Annotated in this window: 15 protein-coding genes and 1 rRNA gene; 9 read left to right on the top strand and 7 right to left on the bottom strand. The window is 65.9% G+C overall.

Going from position 1 to position 20,541, the window contains the following annotated elements:
* From rrf to PY310_RS14680, 4 genes are all read left to right on the top strand, one after another.
* Positions 1-116, top strand: a 5S ribosomal RNA gene (gene rrf / locus PY310_RS14695).
* 446 nt (positions 117-562) lie between these two features.
* Complete coding sequence (locus PY310_RS14690; protein ID WP_214961838.1) at positions 563-850, top strand: HU family DNA-binding protein; 288 nt, start codon at positions 563-565, stop codon at positions 848-850.
* Between the two features lie 109 nt (positions 851-959).
* Complete coding sequence (locus PY310_RS14685) at positions 960-3,107, top strand: bifunctional copper resistance protein CopD/cytochrome c oxidase assembly protein (protein WP_275215208.1); 2,148 nt, start codon at positions 960-962, stop codon at positions 3,105-3,107.
* Positions 3,107-5,116 (top strand): NHL domain-containing thioredoxin family protein, encoded by a 2,010-nt coding sequence (locus PY310_RS14680; protein ID WP_275215207.1) that lies wholly within the window; start codon positions 3,107-3,109, stop codon positions 5,114-5,116. Before PY310_RS14685 ends, PY310_RS14680 begins: the two co-directional genes overlap by 1 nt.
* 80 nt (positions 5,117-5,196) lie before the next feature.
* Here PY310_RS14680 and PY310_RS14675 read toward each other — a convergent pair whose 3' ends face one another.
* The 4 genes from PY310_RS14675 to catA all read right to left on the bottom strand — a co-directional run bounded on the left by PY310_RS14675 (position 5,197) and on the right by catA (position 10,396).
* The gene (locus tag PY310_RS14675; protein ID WP_275215206.1) at positions 5,197-6,189 is read right to left on the bottom strand and encodes a hypothetical protein; all 993 of its coding nucleotides are present in this window, start codon (positions 6,187-6,189) and stop codon (positions 5,197-5,199) included.
* Positions 6,190-6,320: 131 nt separating this feature from the next.
* On the bottom strand, positions 6,321-8,042 hold the full coding sequence (locus tag PY310_RS14670; RefSeq protein ID WP_275215205.1) for a helicase HerA-like domain-containing protein: 1,722 nt from the start codon (positions 8,040-8,042) through the stop codon (positions 6,321-6,323).
* 9 nt (positions 8,043-8,051) lie between these two features.
* Positions 8,052-9,389: a benzoate/H(+) symporter BenE family transporter gene (locus tag PY310_RS14665; RefSeq protein ID WP_275215204.1), complete on the bottom strand. Its 1,338-nt coding sequence runs from the start codon at positions 9,387-9,389 to the stop codon at positions 8,052-8,054.
* A 110-nt stretch (positions 9,390-9,499) separates the two neighbouring features.
* Positions 9,500-10,396: a catechol 1,2-dioxygenase gene (gene catA / locus PY310_RS14660; protein WP_275215203.1), complete on the bottom strand. Its 897-nt coding sequence runs from the start codon at positions 10,394-10,396 to the stop codon at positions 9,500-9,502.
* Positions 10,397-10,714: 318 nt separating this feature from the next.
* Between catA and benA the strand changes: the two genes are divergently transcribed.
* The 5 genes from benA to PY310_RS14635 all read left to right on the top strand — a co-directional run bounded on the left by benA (position 10,715) and on the right by PY310_RS14635 (position 18,085).
* Positions 10,715-12,097: a benzoate 1,2-dioxygenase large subunit gene (benA, locus tag PY310_RS14655; protein WP_275215202.1), complete on the top strand. Its 1,383-nt coding sequence runs from the start codon at positions 10,715-10,717 to the stop codon at positions 12,095-12,097.
* A gap of 37 nt (positions 12,098-12,134) precedes the next feature.
* The gene (gene benB / locus PY310_RS14650) at positions 12,135-12,671 is read left to right on the top strand and encodes a benzoate 1,2-dioxygenase small subunit (protein WP_275215201.1); all 537 of its coding nucleotides are present in this window, start codon (positions 12,135-12,137) and stop codon (positions 12,669-12,671) included.
* 121 nt (positions 12,672-12,792) lie between these two features.
* Positions 12,793-14,364 carry a benzoate 1,2-dioxygenase electron transfer component BenC gene (gene benC / locus PY310_RS14645; protein WP_275215200.1) on the top strand — a complete coding sequence of 524 codons (1,572 nt, stop codon included), beginning with the start codon at positions 12,793-12,795 and terminating at the stop codon, positions 14,362-14,364.
* The gene (locus PY310_RS14640) at positions 14,364-15,191 is read left to right on the top strand and encodes a 1,6-dihydroxycyclohexa-2,4-diene-1-carboxylate dehydrogenase (protein WP_275215199.1); all 828 of its coding nucleotides are present in this window, start codon (positions 14,364-14,366) and stop codon (positions 15,189-15,191) included. Before benC ends, PY310_RS14640 begins: the two co-directional genes overlap by 1 nt.
* Positions 15,192-15,253: 62 nt before the next feature.
* Positions 15,254-18,085 (top strand): ATP-binding protein, encoded by a 2,832-nt coding sequence (locus PY310_RS14635; protein WP_275215198.1) that lies wholly within the window; start codon positions 15,254-15,256, stop codon positions 18,083-18,085.
* A 24-nt stretch (positions 18,086-18,109) separates the two neighbouring features.
* On the opposite strand, the gene catC is transcribed toward PY310_RS14635, so the two are convergent.
* Genes catC through PY310_RS14620 form a run of 3 tightly spaced genes read right to left on the bottom strand, consistent with a single transcriptional unit; the run spans position 18,110 to position 20,468 of the window.
* Positions 18,110-18,388: a muconolactone Delta-isomerase gene (gene catC, locus PY310_RS14630; protein ID WP_275215197.1), complete on the bottom strand. Its 279-nt coding sequence runs from the start codon at positions 18,386-18,388 to the stop codon at positions 18,110-18,112.
* A gap of 41 nt (positions 18,389-18,429) precedes the next feature.
* Positions 18,430-19,533, bottom strand: a complete 1,104-nt coding sequence (locus PY310_RS14625; RefSeq protein WP_275215196.1) for a mandelate racemase/muconate lactonizing enzyme family protein — start codon at positions 19,531-19,533, stop codon at positions 18,430-18,432.
* Positions 19,530-20,468 (bottom strand): LysR substrate-binding domain-containing protein, encoded by a 939-nt coding sequence (locus PY310_RS14620; protein ID WP_275215195.1) that lies wholly within the window; start codon positions 20,466-20,468, stop codon positions 19,530-19,532. The genes PY310_RS14625 and PY310_RS14620 overlap by 4 nt, the downstream gene beginning before the upstream one ends.
* Positions 20,469-20,541 lie beyond the last annotated feature (73 nt).

Genomic DNA, 20,541 nt, shown 5'->3' with positions numbered 1-20,541 from the left:
ACGGCGGTCATAGCGTGGGGGAAACGCCCGGTCCCATTCCGAACCCGGAAGCTAAGACCCACAGCGCCGATGGTACTGCACCCGGGAGGGTGTGGGAGAGTAGGTCACCGCCGGAACACCATTAAAACGGTTGAGAGCCTCCAGACACAGTCTGGAGGCTCTCCCACTTTAACCACCCACCCCACCCGGCCAGCCCACAGCCGGCACCCGCCGCACCCAACCACCCACCGCAGGCACCGCCGTCGTGCACCACACCATGTCCGGCCCCCCGGCACCCATCCCCGGCACCGCCGTCGAACACCCCACACTGCGAGAGCGTCCACGGAAAACCCACATCAACTGAGAGAGCGTCGGCTGAAAACCCGCATCAAGTGAGAGAGCGTCCGCTGTGGGCGCAATTTCACCCGGGAAAGCCCGAAATTCCGGTGATTTAAGTCAAAAAGTCGCGGAAACACGCGGAATTTGCGGACCTCGCCGTCCCAAGCTGGTAAGTTTTCGAACAGTGGCTTGCACGCATGCCGCGTTCAGGCTCCAGAAATCGTGACCGTCCAGGAGGACATCAATGGCTAAGAACCGTAGCGAACTTGTTTCAGAGGTAGCAGGCAAGGCCGGCACCAGCCAGGCAGCCGTCAACTCCGTCCTCGATGCACTGTTCGAAGTTTTCGAAACGTCAGTCGCCTCCGGCGAGAAGATCACCATCCCGGGCTGGCTTGCAGTCGAGCGCACCGACCGTGCAGCTCGCACCGGCCGCAACCCGCAGACCGGCGAGACCATCCAGATCGCAGCAGGCCACAGCGTCAAGCTGACCGCCGGCTCCAAGCTGAAGGCTGCGGTAGCCAAGAAGAAGTAGTCTTCTTCAGCACCAGCTAAAGGGGCGGCAACCTTCGGGTTGCCGCCCCTTTGCATCTCCCCGTGAAGTACGATTCGCCGCCTCGGCGCGGGTAGCGGACAATGAATAGGTGCCTTCTGCAGCAAAGTCCCGTCCCACAACACCCTCACCGGCCCCCGGCAGGGGCGGTACAACGCCGGGCGCCGCGCCTGTGGGGGTTTCCCGGCCCTGGCAGCTTCTGGGGCTTGCAGCGCTGCTTCTGGGACTGGTCGCAGCGCTCCTCTTCTCCGGCGCGGCGGCGGCCCGAACAGTATCTGATCCCGGAGCGCTGGCCCGCTGGGGCCTGCCGATCAGCAAGGCCATCCACAACGTGTCCCTGGCAACGGTGATCGGCGGACTGATCTTCGCGGTCGGCATCCTTCCCAGGAGCGCCGGCCCACGTTCCCGGACCAACGATGCGCACGCGCCCGAACACCCTGCGTTTTCACGGGCCCTGGCCATAGCCGCTGCCGCCGGCGCGGTCTGGACGTTATCGGCCATCGCCGTGCTGGTCCTCACCTACTCGGACGTGGCAGGCCAGGGACTCTCCGGGGACGCTGAGTTCACGCGCGCCCTGGTCTACTTCATGACCGACATCGACACCGGCCGTGCCTGGCTGGCCGTCACCATCATCGGGGCCGTGGTGACCACCGCCCTGTTCGGTGTCAGATCCCTGGGCGGTCTGGCGCTCACGCTGATCCTGGCACTGATCGGGTTGGTCCCCGCCGCGTTGATCGGGCACTCGTCGAGTTCCTCGGACCATTCAGCTGCGGTCAACTCCCTGGGCCTGCACCTAGTGGGCGTCAGCGTTTGGGTGGGCGGCATCATCCTGCTGGCCCTGCTCTCAGGCATCCTGGCGGGACCGAAGCCGGGCGCGGGCACAGACATCACCGAACCCACCCTGCGGCGGTTTTCGGCCCTGGCCGGTTTTGCTTTTGTGCTGGTTTTTGCCTCGGGCGTCATCAACGCAAGCATTCGCGTCACCAACTGGGCTGACCTTTTTGGCTCTCCCTACGGGCAGCTCATTCTGGCTAAGGCGGCAGCGACGGTGGTCCTCGGCGGCATCGGCCTGATGCACCGGCAGTGGGTTATCCCGCAGCTGGGCCGCCAGGGCTCGGCATTTACCGCCCGCCGCGTGCTGTGGCAGCTGGTCATCGTTGAACTCCTGATCATGGGCGCCACCTCGGGCGTCGCCGTCGCCCTGAGCCGTTCGGCCCCGCCCGAACCCACCAGCTTCGCACCCAACGCTTCGCCGGCATTTATCCTGTCGGGCTATGAGCTGCCGCCGGAGCTGACCCCCGAACGCTGGTTCACGGAATGGCGCCTGGACTGGCTCTGGGTAGCCGTGGTGCTGTTCGCTCTGGTGGCCTACTTCCTTGGCGTGGCCAAAGTGGTGCGGCGAGGGGACAAGTGGCCGTGGTTCCGGTCCGTGAACTGGGTGGTGGGACTTGTGGCACTGACCTACATCACCTCCGGCCCGCCGACTGTCTACGGGATGGTGCTGTTCTCCGCTCACATGGTGGGCCACATGGCACTGACCATGGTGGCGCCGCTGTTCCTGGTGCTGGGCGCCCCGGTGACGCTGGCCCTGCGCGCCCTTCCGGCACGCGCGGACGGTTCCAGGGGACTGCGTGAGTGGGTGCTGGTTTTTGTCCACTCCAAGTTCTCCCAGGTGGTCACGCACCCGCTGTTTGCCGCGGCAAACTTCGCCGGCTCGATCATTCTGTTCTACTTCTCGGACGCGTTCGGCTTTGCGATGCGGGAGCACGTGGGCCACGAACTCATGAACCTGCACTTCCTGCTCACCGGTTACATCTTCGTGCTGAGCATGATCGGCACGGACCCGCTGCCCCGCCGCGCGCCCTATCCCATGCGCCTGCTCCTCCTGCTGGCCACCATGGCTTTCCACGCCTTCTTCGGCGTCACCATCATGGGCGGGACCAGCCTGCTGGCGGCGGACTACTTCGGCAACCTCGGCCGCCCCTGGGGACCGTCCGCCCTCCTGGACCAGCAACTGGGCGGTGCGGTGACCTGGGGCATCGGCGAAGTCCCCACTCTGCTGGTGGCGATCGGCGTCGCCATCATGTGGTCACGCTCCGATGAACGCGAGACCCGCCGCACCGATCGGGCAGCGGACAGGAATAACGACGCCGATCTCACCGCTTACAACGATATGTTTGCCAAATTGGCCGAACGCGACGCCAGATTGGCTGAACGCAACAAGCTGGAAGGACGCTGATGAGCGAAACCGTACGCACCCAACTCCGGGTCCGCGCCTCCGAACTGGTGGGCCGTAACTGGCTAAACACCGGCGGGAAGTCGCTGGACCTTGAAGCCCTGCGCGGCAAGATCGTGCTCCTCGACTTCTGGACGTTCTGCTGCATCAACTGCCTGCATGTCCTCGATGAGCTGCGCCCGCTCGAAGAGAAGTACGCAGATGTCCTGGTCACGGTGGGGGTGCACTCACCGAAGTTCGAGCACGAGGCAGACCCGGTGGCGCTGGCAGCGGCGGTTGAGCGCTACGAGATCCACCACCCCGTCCTGGACGATCCTGAGCTGGACACCTGGAAGGCCTACACCGCCCGTGCCTGGCCCACCCTGGTGGTCATCGATCCCGAGGGTTACATCGTGGCGCACCTCTCCGGTGAAGGCCACGCGGACGGCCTGGCCGTGCTCATCCCGGAGCTGATCGCCGAACATGAGGCCAAGGGCACCCTGCACCGGGGCTCGGGCCCCTACGTGGCGCCGGAAGCGACCTCAGGTACCCTGCGCTTCCCGGGCAAGGCACTCTTCCTCCCCGCCGGACGGGGCACTTCCGAGGCGGGCACTTCCGGGGCGGGCGCCTCTGACACTGAAGCGTCCGACGCCGGCACCTGGCTTGTGACGGATACCGGCCACCACCGCCTCGTGGAGTTGGGCACCGACTTCCAGACGGTGCTGCGCACCTACGGTTCAGGTACCAAGGGCTACGAGGACGGCCCCGCCGCCGGTGACCCGGCCGCCGCCCGGTTCAACGAGCCCCAGGGCCTTGTGCTGCTGCCGGAAGACGTGGCAGCGAAGGCAGGCTACGACGTCGTCATTGCCGATTCGGTCAACCACCGCCTGCGCGGGCTCTCGCTCACAGACGGAAAGGCCAGCACGCTCGCCGGGAACGGCGTTCAGCGGCTCCTCGAAACGGGCCCCGCGCGGGTGGACGAGGACGCTGCCGGGTTCACCGGGCAGCTCAGCGGGCACCCGTTGGAGGTCTCGCTCAGCTCGCCGTGGGACGTTGTCTGGTCCACCAAGCTCAACGCCGTGGTGGTCGCGATGGCCGGAACCCACCAGATCTTCAGCTTCGACCCGCTCACCGGCGCTGTGGCCATTGTGGCCGGCAACGGACTGGAAGGCCTGCTGGACGGCAAAGCCCACGAAGCCTGGTTCGCTCAGCCGTCCGGCCTTGCCGAGGACGCCGACGGGAATGTCTGGGTAGCGGATTCGGAAACGTCCGCACTCCGCAAGCTGGCCATCAGCGACGACGGCACGGTCACCGTGGAAACCGCCGTCGGCAAGGGTTTGTTCGACTTCGGGTTCCGCGACGGTGAGGCGGCGGAAGCACGGCTGCAGCACCCGCTGGGCGTTACCGTCCTGCCCGACGGCTCCGTGGCCATCGCGGACACCTACAACGGTGCCGTGCGCCGCTACGACCCGGCAACGGGCAAGGTCTCCACGCTGGCGCGGGGCCTGTCTGAACCAAGCGACGTGATCGTGGACCATACCCGGGCTGCCGGCTCCGAACCGCTCCTGGTGGTGGTTGAGGCCAACAAGCATCAGCTCGTCTACGTGCCCATCCCCAAGGAGGCGCAGCAGGTGGACGAGGGCGCTTCGCAGACTCAGCGTCCCAAGAGCCCCGTGGCTCCGGGCCTGCTGGACCTGACCGTCCGCTTCACGGCCCCAACCGGCCAGAAGCTCGACGACCGCTGGGGCGATCCCACCCAGCTGAAGATCTCCTCCACCCCGCCGGAGCTGCTGGTGTCCGGTGGCGGCACGTCTGTGGGCCTGCTCCGGACCCTGGAGCTGGCAACGGGAATTCCGGAAGGCGTCCTGCACATCACCGCCCGGGCCGCGGCCTGCGACGGCCCCGAGAACGAGGACGGCGAGATCCCGGACCACGCCGCCTGCCACCTGTACCAGCAGGACTGGGGCATTCCCGTGCTGCTCACGGACGACGGCGACACGGAACTGGTCCTGGACCTGCGCGGCATGGACTAGCCACCGCCGTCGTACTTACGCAAAAGGCTGCCTCCCGGGATATTGAGTCACGGGAGGCAGCCTTCTTTTGCGTTCGCCCCCTAATAGCTCAGCAGCGGGGTGACCTTGATGGTGTCGCCCTCGACGTCCAGGCGGGTGGTGAAGCTGAAGTCCACTTCTTCGTTCAGCGGGAACCAGGCGCCGGTGAAGGAGCTCTGCTGCACTGCCTCCACTTTTGCCTTGCCGTCCAGGGGAGCAACCACCCAGCGGCCGTCAAAAGGCGCGATGGAGATTTCGGGGTACTCGGTGATGGTCCATTTGATGGTGCCATCGTCCACGTTGTTGGTGCTGGAGAAATAGAAGGGGCAGTCGGGCTGCAGCCTCTGCTGTTTCACGGCTTCCGCGGCGCAGCCGTCCAGGAACTCCTTCACCCGCTGGCCCACATCTTTGCGCAGCTGTTCGGTGGCCTCGGTCAGAAGGTTCAGCGGGGCCACCGGCGCATCGCGGGACGTGATGGTGGCGCGGGTGGCCGGTGCGGCGAAGTAGACGCCGTTGAGGGAGGCCTCGTATTCGCCGGGATAGAAGACGGCAAAGGAGTTCCGGCCGCCGGGCATGTTCACCGGGACACCGTTCAGGTTGGCTTCGCTGGAGTTCACCACCGTGACGGGCAGGGTGGGTAGCCGCGACGGCACAAACGCCCAGGTCTTAAAGAACAGCCATTCCGTTCCTGTCTCCTCCAACAGGAACTCGGTGCGCAGGCGGCTGCCATCAATGGTGTACTGCACCGGGACCATGACCTGGCGGCCGGCCCGGTTCTCAGGCTCACCGATGGTGACGTTGGCCAGGCGCGAGGCGGCGGTCTTCAGCGCCGTCCCGTCAAGCATGGCCGCGTTGCTGGGCGGCACGCTGGCCCGCAGCAGGCCCAGAGCCTTCCCGCCGTTGCCCTGCTGCAGCGCATCCAGGTACTCACGGACCGGCTGCTGCGGGCTCGCGACGGTCTTGTTCACCACGTTGACGCCAACAATGGAGGCAGCCACGGCAAGCATGAAGCCCAGCAGCCATCCGGCCGCTATCTTCACCAACGCTTGACTCATCTGCACGCCCCTTACGTTACCTGCAAGCCCGCTGAACACTGGAGCTGGGGCGGCACGGCGCAAGGCAGCGTAACAGCTTTGTTAGCGTCCGACGGCGGGCGATCGGCGCGCGGGGCATCGTCCGGTCTGGCCTATCGGCGGCGCCGGGACGAGGTGCCGAACACGCCGCGCAGCAGCTCGCGGCCGAGCTGCGTTCCCATGGACCGCACCATGCTCTTGAGTCCGCCGCCCAATGCCCCGCCGAGGGCACCCGCGAGCTCGCCGGCAATCCCGCCGCCGGCAGGTGCAGGTTCGGGGGCGCGGGGTGCCCGTGCCCGCTCAGGGGCACGGTCCGGAACAGGAACGGACCGGCTGCTGGGCCGGCCCAGGATCTCCTCCTCGATCCGCCGGGCCTCGGCATCGACATCGGCCTGGCTGCCACCTGCCTGGCCGGCACTGCCGGATTCGGTGCTGCCGGGGACGGGCGGCTCGCCGGGAGCGGCTTCGCCCGTGGGCGCGGCACCCTTACCGGTGAGCTTTTCGTAGGCGGAGATGTTGTCCACCGCGGTGCCGTATTTGGCCAGCAGCGCCGATCCGGCCACACTGCTCTTGACGAGGTCCTCGGTGCTGGGTCCCATGACCGATTCCGGGGCGCGCAGCCGGGTGAGGGCCACCGGCGTGGGGGCGCCTTTTTCGTTCATGACCGTGATGACCGCTTCGCCGATCCCCGCGGACGTGAGTGTTTCCTCGAGGTCATAGTCGCTGACCGGGAAGGTGGAGACCGTGGCTTTGAGGGCTTTGGCGTCCTCCGGGGTGAACGCACGAAGGGCGTGCTGGATCCGGTTGGCCAACTGGCCCAGGACGTCTGCGGGCACGTCTTTGGGGGTCTGGGTGACGAAGAAGATTCCCACGCCCTTGGACCTGATCAGCCGGACGGTGGTGGTGATGGCGCTCAGGAAGGCCTTGGACGCGCCGTTGAAAAGCAGATGGGCCTCATCCAGGAAGAACACCAGCTTGGGCTTGTCCAGATCGCCGGCCTCAGGCAGGTCTTCGAACAGGTCGGCCAGCAGCCACATCAGGAAGGTCGAGAACAGCATCGGCTTGGTCTGCAGCGTGGGGAGTTCCAGGCAGGTGACCACGCCGCGGCCGTCCGGAGCCGTCCGGAGAAGTTCGGCGGTATCGAACTCGGGTTCGCCGAAGAACTTTTCCAGGCCCTGGGCCTCCAGGTTCACCAGTTCGCGCAGGATGACGCCGGCCGTTGCCTTGGAGAGGCCGCCCAGTTCCTCCAGCTCGTCCTTGCCTTCGTCCGAGGTGAGGAACTGGATGACCGCGCGGAGGTCCTTGAGGTCGATCAGTTCGAGGTTGTTCTTGTCCGCAAAGTGGAAGACGAGCTGCAGGCTGGATTCCTGGGTGTCGTTGAGTTCCATCACGCGGGACAGCAGGATAGGCCCGAACGAGGTGATGGTGGCCCGGACCGGAATGCCGTTCCCGTCACCGCCCAGTGCCAGGAACTCCACGGGGTAGGTCTTGCCAGCCCACGCCTGGCCGATGCTGTCTGTGCGTGCCTTCAGTTTGTCGCTGCCTGCCGCGGCGGTTGCGAGTCCGGAGAGATCACCCTTGATGTCGGCCAGGAAGACGGGAACGCCGGCCGTGGACAGCTGCTCTGCCATCATGTGCAGCGTGACGGTCTTGCCGGTGCCGGTGGCGCCGGCCACCAGCCCATGCCTGTTCATCATGGCCAGCGGCAGCCGGACCTGCGCTTCCTTGTGAAGCTCGCCGTCAACAATGGCGGCGCCCAGCTCGATGGTGGCACCTTCCAGGGTGTAGCCCTTCTGGATGGTGGCAAGCTTTTCTGCAGTGGTTTTGTTGGCCATGCCGCTAGCTTAGTTGGCCGGGGCCTTCAGATGGGGTGTAGACGTACCGCTTTTCAGCCCGGTGTCAGCGCCGGCATGGTCCGCGTGCTCAAGCACCCGGGAAACCGCGTAGCCGATGACAAGGCCCCAGAACGCGGGATGAATGTTGAAAAGGCTCATGCCGGACATGGTCACCACGAACGTCACCAAAGAACCCAGGGTGAACGTGGTGGCAAAGGCGGTGACAAACGCCTGCTGGAGGGCCCGGAGCATGGCGATGCCGCCGAGGGCAAGAATAAATTCCGTGGGCGTGGCGAGCATGAGCCTGGTGAGGGCGGGAGCCAGCAGCGCGCAGATCATGGCCAGGACACCGAACACCACGGCGGCCGTGTACTGGCGTTCTTTGGCTCCCGATGACGTCATGAGCGCGTTGGTCGGGCCGGTAACACAGGCTGAGACGGCGCCGCAGCCCGCGTTGAACAACGAAAACGCGCCCGAAACGATGGCGAAGACGTTTACCGGCGGGTTATGCCCCGCGGCACGGAGCACGGCGATGCCTTGGCCATTTTGAACGAACAACACGGTGAGGGCCAACGGAACCACGAGTTCGAGCTGGGCAGCCCACGTGAACTCGGGTGCGGTGAAGACCGGCGCCGCCAGAACCGGGCCGCCCGCGTGGAAGGAAAACTGACCGCTTGCCGCCACGGCGAGGCACCCCACCACCAGGGTGCCCAGCACCGGTGGCAGGAACCGGCCGAGGGCCGGCACCGCCGTAAGGACCAGGAAGGCAACCACCATGGGCCCGGCCACGACGGGGTTCGCCTGGGTGGAGGAGACGATATCAGTGCCGAACTTGAGGAATACGGCGGCAACCATGGCCATGACTATCGGCATTGGAACCGCTGCCATAATGCGCCGCACGACCCCGGAGGCGCCCAGCGCCAGGACCAGCACACCGGAGGTGAAGAAGGCTCCCACCACTTCCGCGAAGGACAGATGCTGAAGGGACGGCCCCAGGAGCACCGTACCGGGAATGGACCAGGCGAAGCCCAGAGGCTGCCGATACAGCAGGGACATCACCAAGGTGGCGGCCCCGCCTGAGAAAAGGATGCCAAACACCCAGGATGCGAGCTGGGCCTCGGTAAGGCCCCCCGCCGCTCCCACTGCCAGCGTGACGGCGATGGGGCCTGACGCGGAGAAGATGAGGCCGATCACCCCGTTGGAAACATAAGGAAGGCCCACATCACGGAAGACCTGGCGCAGGCCTGCAGGCCGGACGCCGGGGCGTTCCAGCAGTGGCGGGGACAAGCAGGGTGCAGGGGTGTCCGCCTGGGGAGCGGCGGGCGGGACCGGACGGGATGACTGCATTCTGGCTCCTGGCAACGGCGGCAAAAAATACAGGCGCCCCGGAGTCTGCACTCCGGGGCGCCTTCGGGGCCGGGGCCGAGGGCGCCGGCCCCGCTTGTCAGCGGTGGCTCTTACTTGTGCTGGCCTTCTTTGGCGAGGACGTAGTCGTAGACCACTTCTTCACCGGAGCCGCCGTCGGTGCGCGGCTTCGGGTCCAGCATCAGTTCAGGCTTGACTGCCGAAGCAATGTCGTCCGCGTTGTGCGGGTCGCCGGGGAAGTACAGCTGCTGGGTTACGGGCTGGAAGCCGGGCGCGGAGACCTTGATGTGGATGTGCGCCGGGCGCCAGGCGTGCCAGCCCGCGGCGTCGATCAACTGCCCGCAGGCCCCGTCCATAGGAATTTGGTAGGGCGCCGGGCGCATGGTGTTGATTTCGAAGCGGCCGTCGTCGTCTGCCTTGATCGTGCCCCGGAGGAGCCAGTCGGGCAGGCCCGGGGCGTACTGGGAATAGAACCCGGCGCTGTCCGCATGCCAGATTTCCACCTGGGCGTTCTGGATCGGGTTGCCGTCGGTGTCCGTGAATCGGCCGCTGAAGCGCAGCGGGGTGCCTTCCTCGTCCGCACGCATTTCCACGGTTGCAGGGGTCTGGAGTACCGGGGAGCCGGGGACGTAGTAGGGCCCCTCGATGGTCCCCACGGTGCCGGGGCGGTCCTGGGAGTTGACGTCCTCCACAGAATGCTCCAGCCATACGTCGAGGAACAGCGGCCATTCGCCGTCGGTTCCCACCTTGATGAGCCACGCCTTGAGTGCGTTGTATTCCTCGTAAGTGACCTGGTGCTCTTCGACGATGTCGTTGGCGGCCTTGATGAGGGCCCCCGCCAGCAGGCTCACCCTCTCCTTCGGCACATCCAGGTGGGAGAGCTTGCCCGAGGCGTTGAAGCGTTCGGTGGCCTTGGAGCCGGCTTCTACTGCGGTGCCTTCGTCTTCTTTACGGGTTTCTGCTTGGGTCTCGGTCATGGTGATGTCCATACTCCTCTTTGAATAGGGGGCAGGAACTGGTCCTGTACCCGCTGCGAACCGGCGGGGCAGGATCTGAACCTGTGGCGACGCAGCTCGCGTGATGTCCGTCTCATCGTAGGCGCGAAATCAGGACGCTACAAATATCGATTTGGCCTGTTTTCTGTCATTAACCAGACATAAAGACACCCTTGGCCGAACCTAGGGGTTTGCCTGATGTGAGAGCGATCACGGTAGGGAAGACTGACGTGACAACGTCCCCCTGGGCACCGCGGGTTGGCCCGGACCTCCCGCTCATCCGTCCAGCACCCTCCAATGAAGGAGTACGCCATGACCGAGAACCTGGCCCACGTCCGCGACGTCCTTGCCGACGCCGTTATCGACGACCGTGAGAACGGCGTCATCCGTGCCAAGCGCGAAATTTTCACCGATGAAGAGATCTTCGAACTGGAGATGAAGCACATCTTCGAGGGCAACTGGGTTTATCTCGCCCACGAATCCCAGATCCCCAACGTGGGGGACTACTTCACCACCAACATCGGCCGCACGCCGGTGATGATCACCCGCGACAAGGACGAACAACTTAACTGCCTCGTCAACGCCTGCTCCCACCGCGGTGCCATGCTGTGCCGCCGCAAGACGGACAACCGCACCACGTTCACGTGCCCGTTCCACGGCTGGACGTTCAAGAACTCCGGCGAGCTGCTGAAGGTCAAGGACTCACGCAACGCGGGCTACCCGGAGACCTTCAACAAAGAAGGCTCCCATGACCTCACCAAAGTGGCCCGCTTCGAGTCCTACCGCGGTTTCCTCTTCGGCTCCCTGAAGGCGGACGTGCTCCCGCTCGAAGAACACCTGGGTAATGCCACCAAGGTGATCGACTCCATCGTGGACCAGTCCCCGGAAGGCCTCGAGGTGCTTCGCGGGGCCTCGACCTACACCTACGACGGCAACTGGAAGGTGCAGGCAGAGAACGGGGCGGACGGCTACCATGTCACGGCCGTGCACTGGAACTACGCTGCCACCACGGCCCGCCGCACCGCCGGTGACTCTGCCAACAAGACCAAGGCCATGGACGCCGGCAAATGGGGCAAGGTCAAGGGCGGTTTCTATTCGTACGACCACGGGCACCTGCTGCTGTGGCAGGAATGGACCAACCCGGAGGACCGGCCGCTGTGGGACCGGCGGGATGAACTCGTGACGAAGTATGGCGAAGAGATGGCCAACTTCATGATCAACATCTCCCGGAACCTCTGCCTGTACCCGAATGTCTACATCATGGACCAGTTCTCCTCGCAGATCCGCCACTTCCGGCCCATCTCGGCTGACCAGACCGAGGTGACCATCTACTGCATCGCGCCCAAGGGTGAATCGCAGGAGAACCGGTCCAAGCGGATCCGTCAGTATGAGGACTTCTTCAACGCCACCGGCATGGCCACCCCCGATGACCTCGAAGAGTTCCGGTCCTGCAACAAGACCTACTGGGCCACCTCGGCGCCCTGGAACGACATGACCCGCGGTTCCACCCACGAGATCGCCGGTCCTGACGAGCAGGCCCAGGCACTGGGCATGACCAGGGTCATCGCCTCCGGGGTGCGCACCGAGGACGAGGGGCTGTACCCCATTCAGCACGGGTACTGGAAGGAAGTCATGGACCGGGCCCTGGCGGAGGAAGAGACCTCCGCGCTGGACGCCGTTCCAGTCACCGCCTGACCCCCGTCCACGTGGAACCAAAGAGAGTGCAGAACCCATGACCAACCTGACGATGCCCGCTGCCGCGCTCAAGAGCGCCGAGGAGATTGCCACCCTCGAAACCGTCCGTGCCTTCCTCTACAAGGAGGCCCGCCTGCTGGATGACCGCCAGTTCGATGAGTGGCTTCAGTGCTACCACCCGGACTCCGAGTTCTGGATGCCCGCCTGGGACGTCGATGACCGGCTGACCGAGGACCCGCAGAACGAGATCTCGCTCATTTACTATGACAACCGCGGCGGCATCGAGGACCGCGTCTTCCGGATCAAGACGGACCGGTCCTCGGCCACCTCCCTGCCGGAACCCCGCACCGGGCACAACATCACCGACGTCGAAATCATGGAGCGCGACGGCAACCAGGTAAAGGTGCGCTTCAACTGGTTCACGCTCTACTTCCGGTACAACACCACGGACACGTACTTCGGGACCAGCCACTACACGATCGACCTCGCCGGCGCAGAGCCGGTCATCATGAAAAAGAAGGTCGTCCTCAAGAACGACTACATCCACCACGTTGTGGACGTCTACATGATCTGACGGCTCCCGCCGGTGCCCGGCCTGAAGCCGGCACCGGCTGAGGCCGTTTCACAATCCGTGCCCGCCGGGCACATCCGCACTTACCCGGGCCGCATCGACGCGTCCCAACCAGGAGGAAACCATGGGCCACAAAGTAGCCCTCAGCTTCGAGGATGGCGTCACCAAGGTCATCAAGGTCGGCGACTACGAGACCGTGATGGATGCCGCGTACAAGGCACGTATCAACATTCCGTCGGACTGCCGGGACGGGGCGTGCGGAACCTGCAAGGCCTTTTGCGATTCCGGTTCCTTCGATCCGGGCGACTTCATTGACGATGCCATGACAGAGGATGAGCTGGAAAAGGGCTATATGCTCACCTGCCAGGCGGTGCCGGAATCGGACCTGGCCATCCAGATCCCTGCCACGTCAGAGTCCGCGAAAACCTCGGCAACCACCTTCACGTCCACCATGACGGAGCTCAACAAGCATTCGGAGTCGACGGTTTCCTTCACGTTGAAGGCGGAGAACCGGGACGGCCTGGCGTTCCTGCCCGGCCAGTACGTCAACATCAAGGTCCCCGGGACGGACGCCGAGCGCTCCTATTCATTCAGCAGCGGCCCCGAGGTGCAGGATGCTTCCTTTATGGTGCGGGTGACGCCGCAGGGCGCCATGTCCGAATACCTGCGCGACAGGGCTGCGGTGGGTGACACCATCGAGTTCACGGGTCCTTACGGCTCCTTCTTCCTGCGTGAGCCCAAGCGGCCCCTGCTCCTGCTGGCAGGCGGAACGGGCCTGGCCCCGCTCCTGTCCATCCTCGAGAAGCTCACCGAGAATCCGCCGTCGGCGCCGGTCCACCTGATCTACGGCCTGACCCGTGAGGCGGACATTGTTGGCCTGGACTGGTTGCGCGAGTACGAGGCGAAACTGCCCGCCTTCACGTGGGACTACATTGCCTCCGAACCGGGGACGTCGGCTCCGCACACGGGCTATGTCACCCAGATCATCGAGCCAAAGCACCTGAACGACGGCGACGTCGACATCTACCTGTGCGGCCCGCCCCCCATGGTGAACGCCGTGTCGAAGTGGCTGGATTCTGAGGGCATCGAGCCCGCCAACTTCTACTTCGAGCGTTTTGCCCCCAAGGAAACCACCGGCGGTGACGCCGAAACAGGCGCGCCCGCAGCGGCAGCGAAGATCGAAGCCGAGGGCGACACGATGAGCCGCAGCGAGGCGGTCTCCTCCCTGGAAACCGGCCGGCTGGATTTCCGCAAGGAGGACAGCTTCGCCCAGCTGGATGCGCGCATGGGCCTCGAGCTCGCAGTGAGCGAACTGATGCTGGGCCGCCTCAGCGAGGAGCAGTTGCAGCAGTTCCGGCGGCTGGCGGAGGCCACCACGTGCTCTGTGGCTGCCGGGGCCGTCCAGGAACCGGAGGAATTCGCGCGGACCAATGAGGAGTTCCACGAATACCTGTTTGTGGTCTGCGACAACCCCATGCTGCTTGAGTCCTACCGCCGCCTGGACGTCCACGCGCAGATGGCCGCGGCCTTCGAAGCGGGAACCGCCATCTTCGAGCGGGTGACCCAGGACCACCTTGATGTGGTTGACGCCTTTGAGCGTCAGGACAAGGCGCGGGTGCGGGAGGTCATCATGGCCCACGCACACGATGCCAAAGAAACCATGGCCGGAGCGATCGACGCCAAGGCCGGCAACTGATGGCGACTCCTTATTCCGGCCAGTTCGTTACCCCCGGCCGGTACGCCGGCAAGGTGGTGCTGGTGACCGGTTCCGCCCAGGGAATCGGGCAGAAAGTGGCCGAACGGATCGGAGCCGAGGGCGGCGCCGTCGTCCTGGTGGACCGGGCCGAACTGGTCCATGAGGTGGCGCAAGGGATCCAGGAGGCCGCGCAGGCTTCCGGTTCAGGAGGCTCGGCCACTTCCGTGACTGCGGACCTGGAGACGTTCGCCGGTGCACAGCAGGCAGTGGACGCGGCGCTCGCCGCCCACGGCCGCGTTGACGTGCTGGTTAATAACGTGGGCGGGACCATCTGGGCCCGCCCCTACGAGGAGTATGACGAGGACAGGATCGAGAAAGAGATCCGCCGCTCGCTCTTCCCCACCCTCTGGACCTGCCGGGCAGTGCTGCCGGCCATGCTGGAGCAGGGTTCGGGCACCATCGTCAACGTCTCCTCGGTGGCCACCCGCGGCATGCACCGTGTTCCGTATGCGGCAGCCAAAGGCGGGGTCAACGCCCTGACCCAGTCCCTGGCGATGGAGGTGGGCGGCCGCGGAATCCGCGTGGTGGCCGCAGCCCCCGGGGGCACCGAGGCGCCGCCCCGCAGGGTTAAGCGGGGTCCGGAGGCCGAATCCCCCACGGAGAAGGCCTGGTACCAGGTGATCGTTGACCAGACCGTGGACTCATCCTTTATGAAGCGGTACGGGACATTGGACGAACAGGCCGCACCCATCGTGTTCCTCGGATCAGATGAAGCGTCCTATGTCACCGGAAGCGTCCTTCCGGTCGCCGGCGGGGACCTGGGCTGAGCGCACCCGTGATCGATGGCCGCCGCCGGGCCCGGCAGGGCCTCTCCGGTAGAGTTGCGGCCATGACGTCGGCCTCCACACACGGTGACATGGCGGAGGACTTGCCGCTTGTTGGCCGGGCGGGGGTCTTCGCGGAGCTGCTGGAGATTTTCCGGACCGTCCGCAAGGGCAACGTACGTGCTGTCGTGATCTCCGGTCCCGCCGGAGCCGGCAAGACCGCCGTCCTGGACCTTTTTCTGGAACACTGCCGCACGGGTGCCCGCGGTGTCCGGGTGCTGTCCGCCATGGGGGATGAGTGGGAGGCGCAGTTTCCCCTCGCCGGCTACTCGCAGCTGATGCTTACGGCGCCGCTGCGTTCGCCCAAGGATTACGACGGCGGCCCTGCCCTGCCCGCAGGCCCCCTCCCGGCACTCACCCCGGCGCAGGTGGTTAATTACGCATCCACGCTCAGCACCCACCTGGCGGGGCTTCAGTCCCATGGCAGCGTGGTGGTGGCCGTCGATGACGTTCACCGACTCGACGTCGAAAGCCTGCGCATCCTCACGTTCGTGATGCGCCGGCTGCACGGCAAACGGATCCTGTTTGTGCTCACCCTCAACCCGGACGACGCCCTACGCGTCCCCGCCGGAACGCTGGACTTCCTGACCGGCCACCAGGTGACCACCATCCCGCTGGATCCGCTCACCCCGGCGCAGGTGCAGGATCTCGCCAGGCGGATGCTCGGCATCGATCTGAGCCCGACGGCGGCGCACGGCCTGGTGCAGCACACCGGCGGGCTCGCCCAGCCGGTGGTGGAACTGCTCCAGGAGCTCCCGGCGGAAACCTGGCAGACCTGGTTCCCCTCCCTGCCTCCGACGTCCCGGGTGCGTGCCCGGGTGCGCAGTGTCCTGGCCGCGGCGTCCCCGGAGCTGGTTGCCGTTGCCGAGGCCGCGTCAGTGCTGGGGAGTGCCGCAGGCATGGCCGAGGTTTCCGAGGTCAGCAGGGTGGGCCCGGTCATGGACGCCCTTGACGAGGGACACCGTGCGGGGCTGTTGGGACTGGCCGTGGACCAGGCCCGTTCCGCCGTCGTCTTCTCCGGACCGGGCACCGCGGAGGCCATCTACGAACAGATCGTTCCCAGCCGGCGGATCGCGCTTCACCGGCGGGCGGCTGAGGCGGTGCAGGCTGAGGGCGAACGGCTGGGCCACCGGGTCGCCGCCACGCCCGGCGCGGACGAATCCCTGGCGGACGAGCTGGAGGACTATGCGCGGCGCCAGGCCCGGGTGGGCGCGTGGCAGGACGCCTCAACGGCGCTGTTCTCCGCGTCCAGGCTTTCCCGGGACATCCGCTCCCGGAATGACAGGCTCCTTCGGGCCGTGGATGCCCTGGTGGGCTCCGGCAACATTTCCCAGGCCCAGATGTGGACCGCGGCAGTGGACGCCTTGCCGCCGTCGCCGCTGCGCTCCTCCGTCCTGGGTTACCTCTCCACCGCATCCGGGCAGAACGACAGCGCGCAGTCACAGTTGGAGATGGCCTGGCGCACCTCCAACCCCGAACATGATCCTTCTGCCGCCGCGCAGGTGGCGCAGCGCTTCGTCCTGCACGGGGTCGCGTCCTGGGACGGCCCGATGATCACCACCTGGGCCGAACGGGCCATGGAGCTTACGCAGCCCGACACCCCCGCCCACATTGAATCGGAGGCCATTTACGGCCTGGGCCTGTACGCCCAAGGCCGGGTTTCCGAGGCGGAAGCCTCCTACCTCCGGGCGTTCGAACATGCTGCCGAGAACGCCCAGAAACAGCGTGTCCAGATGGGCGCCGGCTGGCTGGCCCTGCGCCTGGACAACGTGGAGACGGCCCTGGTGAACTTCGAGTCGGCGGCCCCCACCGAATACCGGGGCGGGTCGATGCGCATCTCCCTGTGGGCTGAGGCGTGGCTGGCCCGCACCCACCTGGTGCTCGGCAATTGGGATGCGGCCGCAGCCACCGTGGCCCGCGCGTCCGTACGCCTCGAGACCTCGCGCATGCCGCTGATCCGCCCGCTGCTCTACTGGACCGCGGCCGAGCTCTGGTCCATGCGCGGAGACTGGGAACGGGCGCGGTACTACGTTTCCCAGGCCGCGGTGCAGCCCGGAACCTACCGCGCCATGCAGGTGCCGGCGAGCCTCGCCCGCGCCCGCTTCCACGAGGCGCGGGCGGACTATGAAGGCGCCTTGGCTGTCCTGCAGCCGCTGACCGAGCTCGACCCGTGGACCGAGCACCGCGTGTCCTTCTGGCCCTGGCAGGACACGTACGTCAACGCCCTGGTCATGACCGACCAGCTCGACGCCGCCGACGCGTTCCTCACGTCGTTCGAGCGGGTGCCGCGGGAGCGGGAAATACCCTCGGACATGGCGCGGATGGCCTGGGCCAGGGGCCGGCTGGTGGCCGCGCAGGGAGACCCGGACACCGCCAGGGAGCATTTCGAGGCGTCCCTGGGGCACCTGAGGGGGCTCAACAGGCCGTATCTGCGCGCCCGGATCAGTTTTGCGTTCGGCCAGAGCATGCGCCGGGCAGGCAAACGGCGGTTGGCCTCAACCGTCCTGCGCGCAGCCCGTGACCTCTATGACACCCTGGGGGCTGCCACGTACGTGGAACGCTGCGACCGCGAGCTCAAGGCGACAGGGCTCGACGTCGGGAACATCCCGGACCCCGCCGACCCGGTGCTGACAGCCGCCAGTGACCACCACCTCCAGCTCACCGCGCAGGAACGGGCGGTGGCCGAACTGGTGGCGGGGGGCGCCACCAACAAAGAGGCGGCCCGGGCATTGTTCCTCGCGGAGAAGACGGTGCAGTACCACCTGACCCGGCTCTACCGGAAGATGGGAATCCGTTCCCGCAGCGAGCTCGCCGCGGTGTTCCGGGCCAAGGACTGACCCGGAACACCGGCCGGGTGTGTCCTATTTGACGTCGGAGGGGTGCTTCGCGAGCGGCACCACCGAGATCTCCATGTACGGGAACAGCGGCAGGTTCTGCAGGATGTCGTGGAGTTCGTCGTTCGACTCGGCGTCGAAGATCGAATAATTGGCGTACTCGCCCACCACCCGCCAGATTTCCGGCCATTTGCCGGAACGCTGCAGCTCCTGTGAGTAGGCCTTCTCCGTAGCCTTGAGCTCTGCGGCTTCGTCCGCGGGCAGGTCGGCGGGCAGGTTTACGTCCATGTGGACCAGGAATTTCATGAATGTCCTTTCAGAAAAGCGGTTGCTGGCGAAAAAAGCGGTTATCGGTCGGTGCGGTACAGGGCGAGCTTGTCCTCATCAACAGCGGTGCCCACCCCGGGGCCCTCAGGAACACGGATGCGTCCGCCGGTGATGGCCAGGGGTTCGGCCAGCAGGTCGTCGGTCATGTCCAGGAAGTTGGAAAGTTCCGCCGCCCGTTTGGCCGTGTGGGCGAACGCGGCGCCGAAGGTCACCGAGGCCGCCGTGCCCACCTGGGTGTCGATCTGGTTGCCGATGTAAACATCGACGCCCATGCCCTCGGCCATCCCCACGATCTTGGCCCCCTCGGTGAAGCCTGAACGGGCGGTTTTTACGGCCAGCAGGTTGGCGCCGCCGGTGAGGATTTCCCGTGCGGCCTCGCCAAGGTTGGCGGCCGATTCGTCTGCGGCGATGGGGATGGGGGAGTTCGTGACGAGGCGACGGCGGCCCAGGACCTCCCGGGCGTCGTCGGGCTCTTCAAGGAACTGCAGCCCCAAGTCGGCTGTGCGGCGCAGGACCTCGGCCGCCTCGTTGGCCGACCAGCCGCGGTTGGCGTCCATGTAGAGTTCAGCCTCGTCGCCGAGGCCCTCACGCAGGACCCGGGCGGCTTCGACGTCGAGGTGGAGGGGCCGGCGGCCGGTCTTGAGCTTGAAAGTGTTGATGCCGTAGCTTTCGCGGAACTCCAGGGCCAACGCCAGCAACTCCTGGGCCGGCTTGAAACCGAGCATGTGGGAGACGCGCAGCGAGTCGGTGTAGCCGCCCAGCAGTTTTGTCACCGGCTGACCCAGTGTTTTGCCGAGGGCATCCCACAAGGCGATGTCCACGGCACCCTTGGCGGTCTGGTTATGCACCGTCCGGTAGAGGATTTCCTGGACCTTCTCGCGGTCAAAAATGTCGACGCCGATCAGCTGCGGAGCAAAAATATCCTCCACCACGGCAACGATTGACTTCTGCGTCTCACCGTAGGTGTACGGGCGGGGCGGCGTGTCAGCGGTGCCCACTACGCCGTCTTCCGTCCGAAGCCTGATCAGCACGTGGTCTGCCTCGTGCACGGACCCTGACGCGAAGTGCAGCGGATGAAGGTAGGGGATCGAGTAGGGAATCGCCTCAATGGCCGCGATCTTCATGAGTGGGAGAGCCTTTCATCAGTGGGAAGCGGCGCATGGCCGGGGGAGGGGGCCGCGGCTCCCGCAGTTGCGGTCACCACCACCTCCAGAAAGTTGTGCAGCAGCGCCGATTGATGCCCGCGCAGCCAGGCGACGGCCAGTTCAACATCGGGGACATTCTCTATTTCCCGGTAAGCCACACCTTCAAGCTGGAAGGCCTGCACGCTGGACGGCATGATGGCCACCCCGCCGCCCGCAGCCACGAACGCCAACATGGTGGAGGTTTCCCCCACCACCTGGGTGATGCGCGGCTGGAAGCCCGCCTGGCGGCAAAGGTCCGCGGTGGTGCGGTAGAGCACGGACTCGGGCCCGTAAGCGATGAAGTCCTGGTCCTGCAGTTCGTGCATGGCCACCGGCCGATCCACAGCCAGCGCGCTGAACGAGGGAAGCGCCACAACCAGCGGCTCCCGGGTCACTGTCCGGTAGTCGATGTCCTGGGACGCGACCGGAGGACGCAGCAACGCTGCGTCCAGGGTGCCGTCACGGAGCCCGGCTTCCATGGAGGGCGTGAGCATCTCACCGTGCAGGGCCAGGGACAGGCCGGGCAGGACCTGTTTGGCCAGGCGGGCGATCCGGGGCATAACGCCGTAGGTTGCCGACCCCGAAAAGCCCACCCGCAGGACCCCCGTTGCGCCCCGCCCCACCTGGTAGACGTCGGCCTGAAGCGTGGCGACCTCGTTGACGATCTGCCGTCCCCGGTCCAGCAGGAGCTGACCCGCCGCCGTGAGGTCAACTCTGCGGGTGGTCCGGTTGAGCAGCTTGACGCCAAGCTGATCCTCCAACTGCCGGATCTGCTGCGAGAGCGGCGGCTGCGCCATATGCAGGCGCTTGGCGGCACGGCCGAAGTGCCTCTCTTCAGCAACCGCAATGAAATAGTTCAGTTGGCGGATGTCCAAGGCAGTCCCGTCCTTCCGCTGACCGGCCCCACGTTCCCGGGCCTCATGATTGATTCAAAGAATAACCATAATA

Origin of the sequence: Pseudarthrobacter naphthalenicus (assembly GCF_029076445.1) — a bacterium.
Taxonomy (GTDB): domain Bacteria; phylum Actinomycetota; class Actinomycetes; order Actinomycetales; family Micrococcaceae; genus Arthrobacter; species Arthrobacter naphthalenicus.
This window is presented reverse-complemented; position numbering and strand designations above follow the sequence as displayed.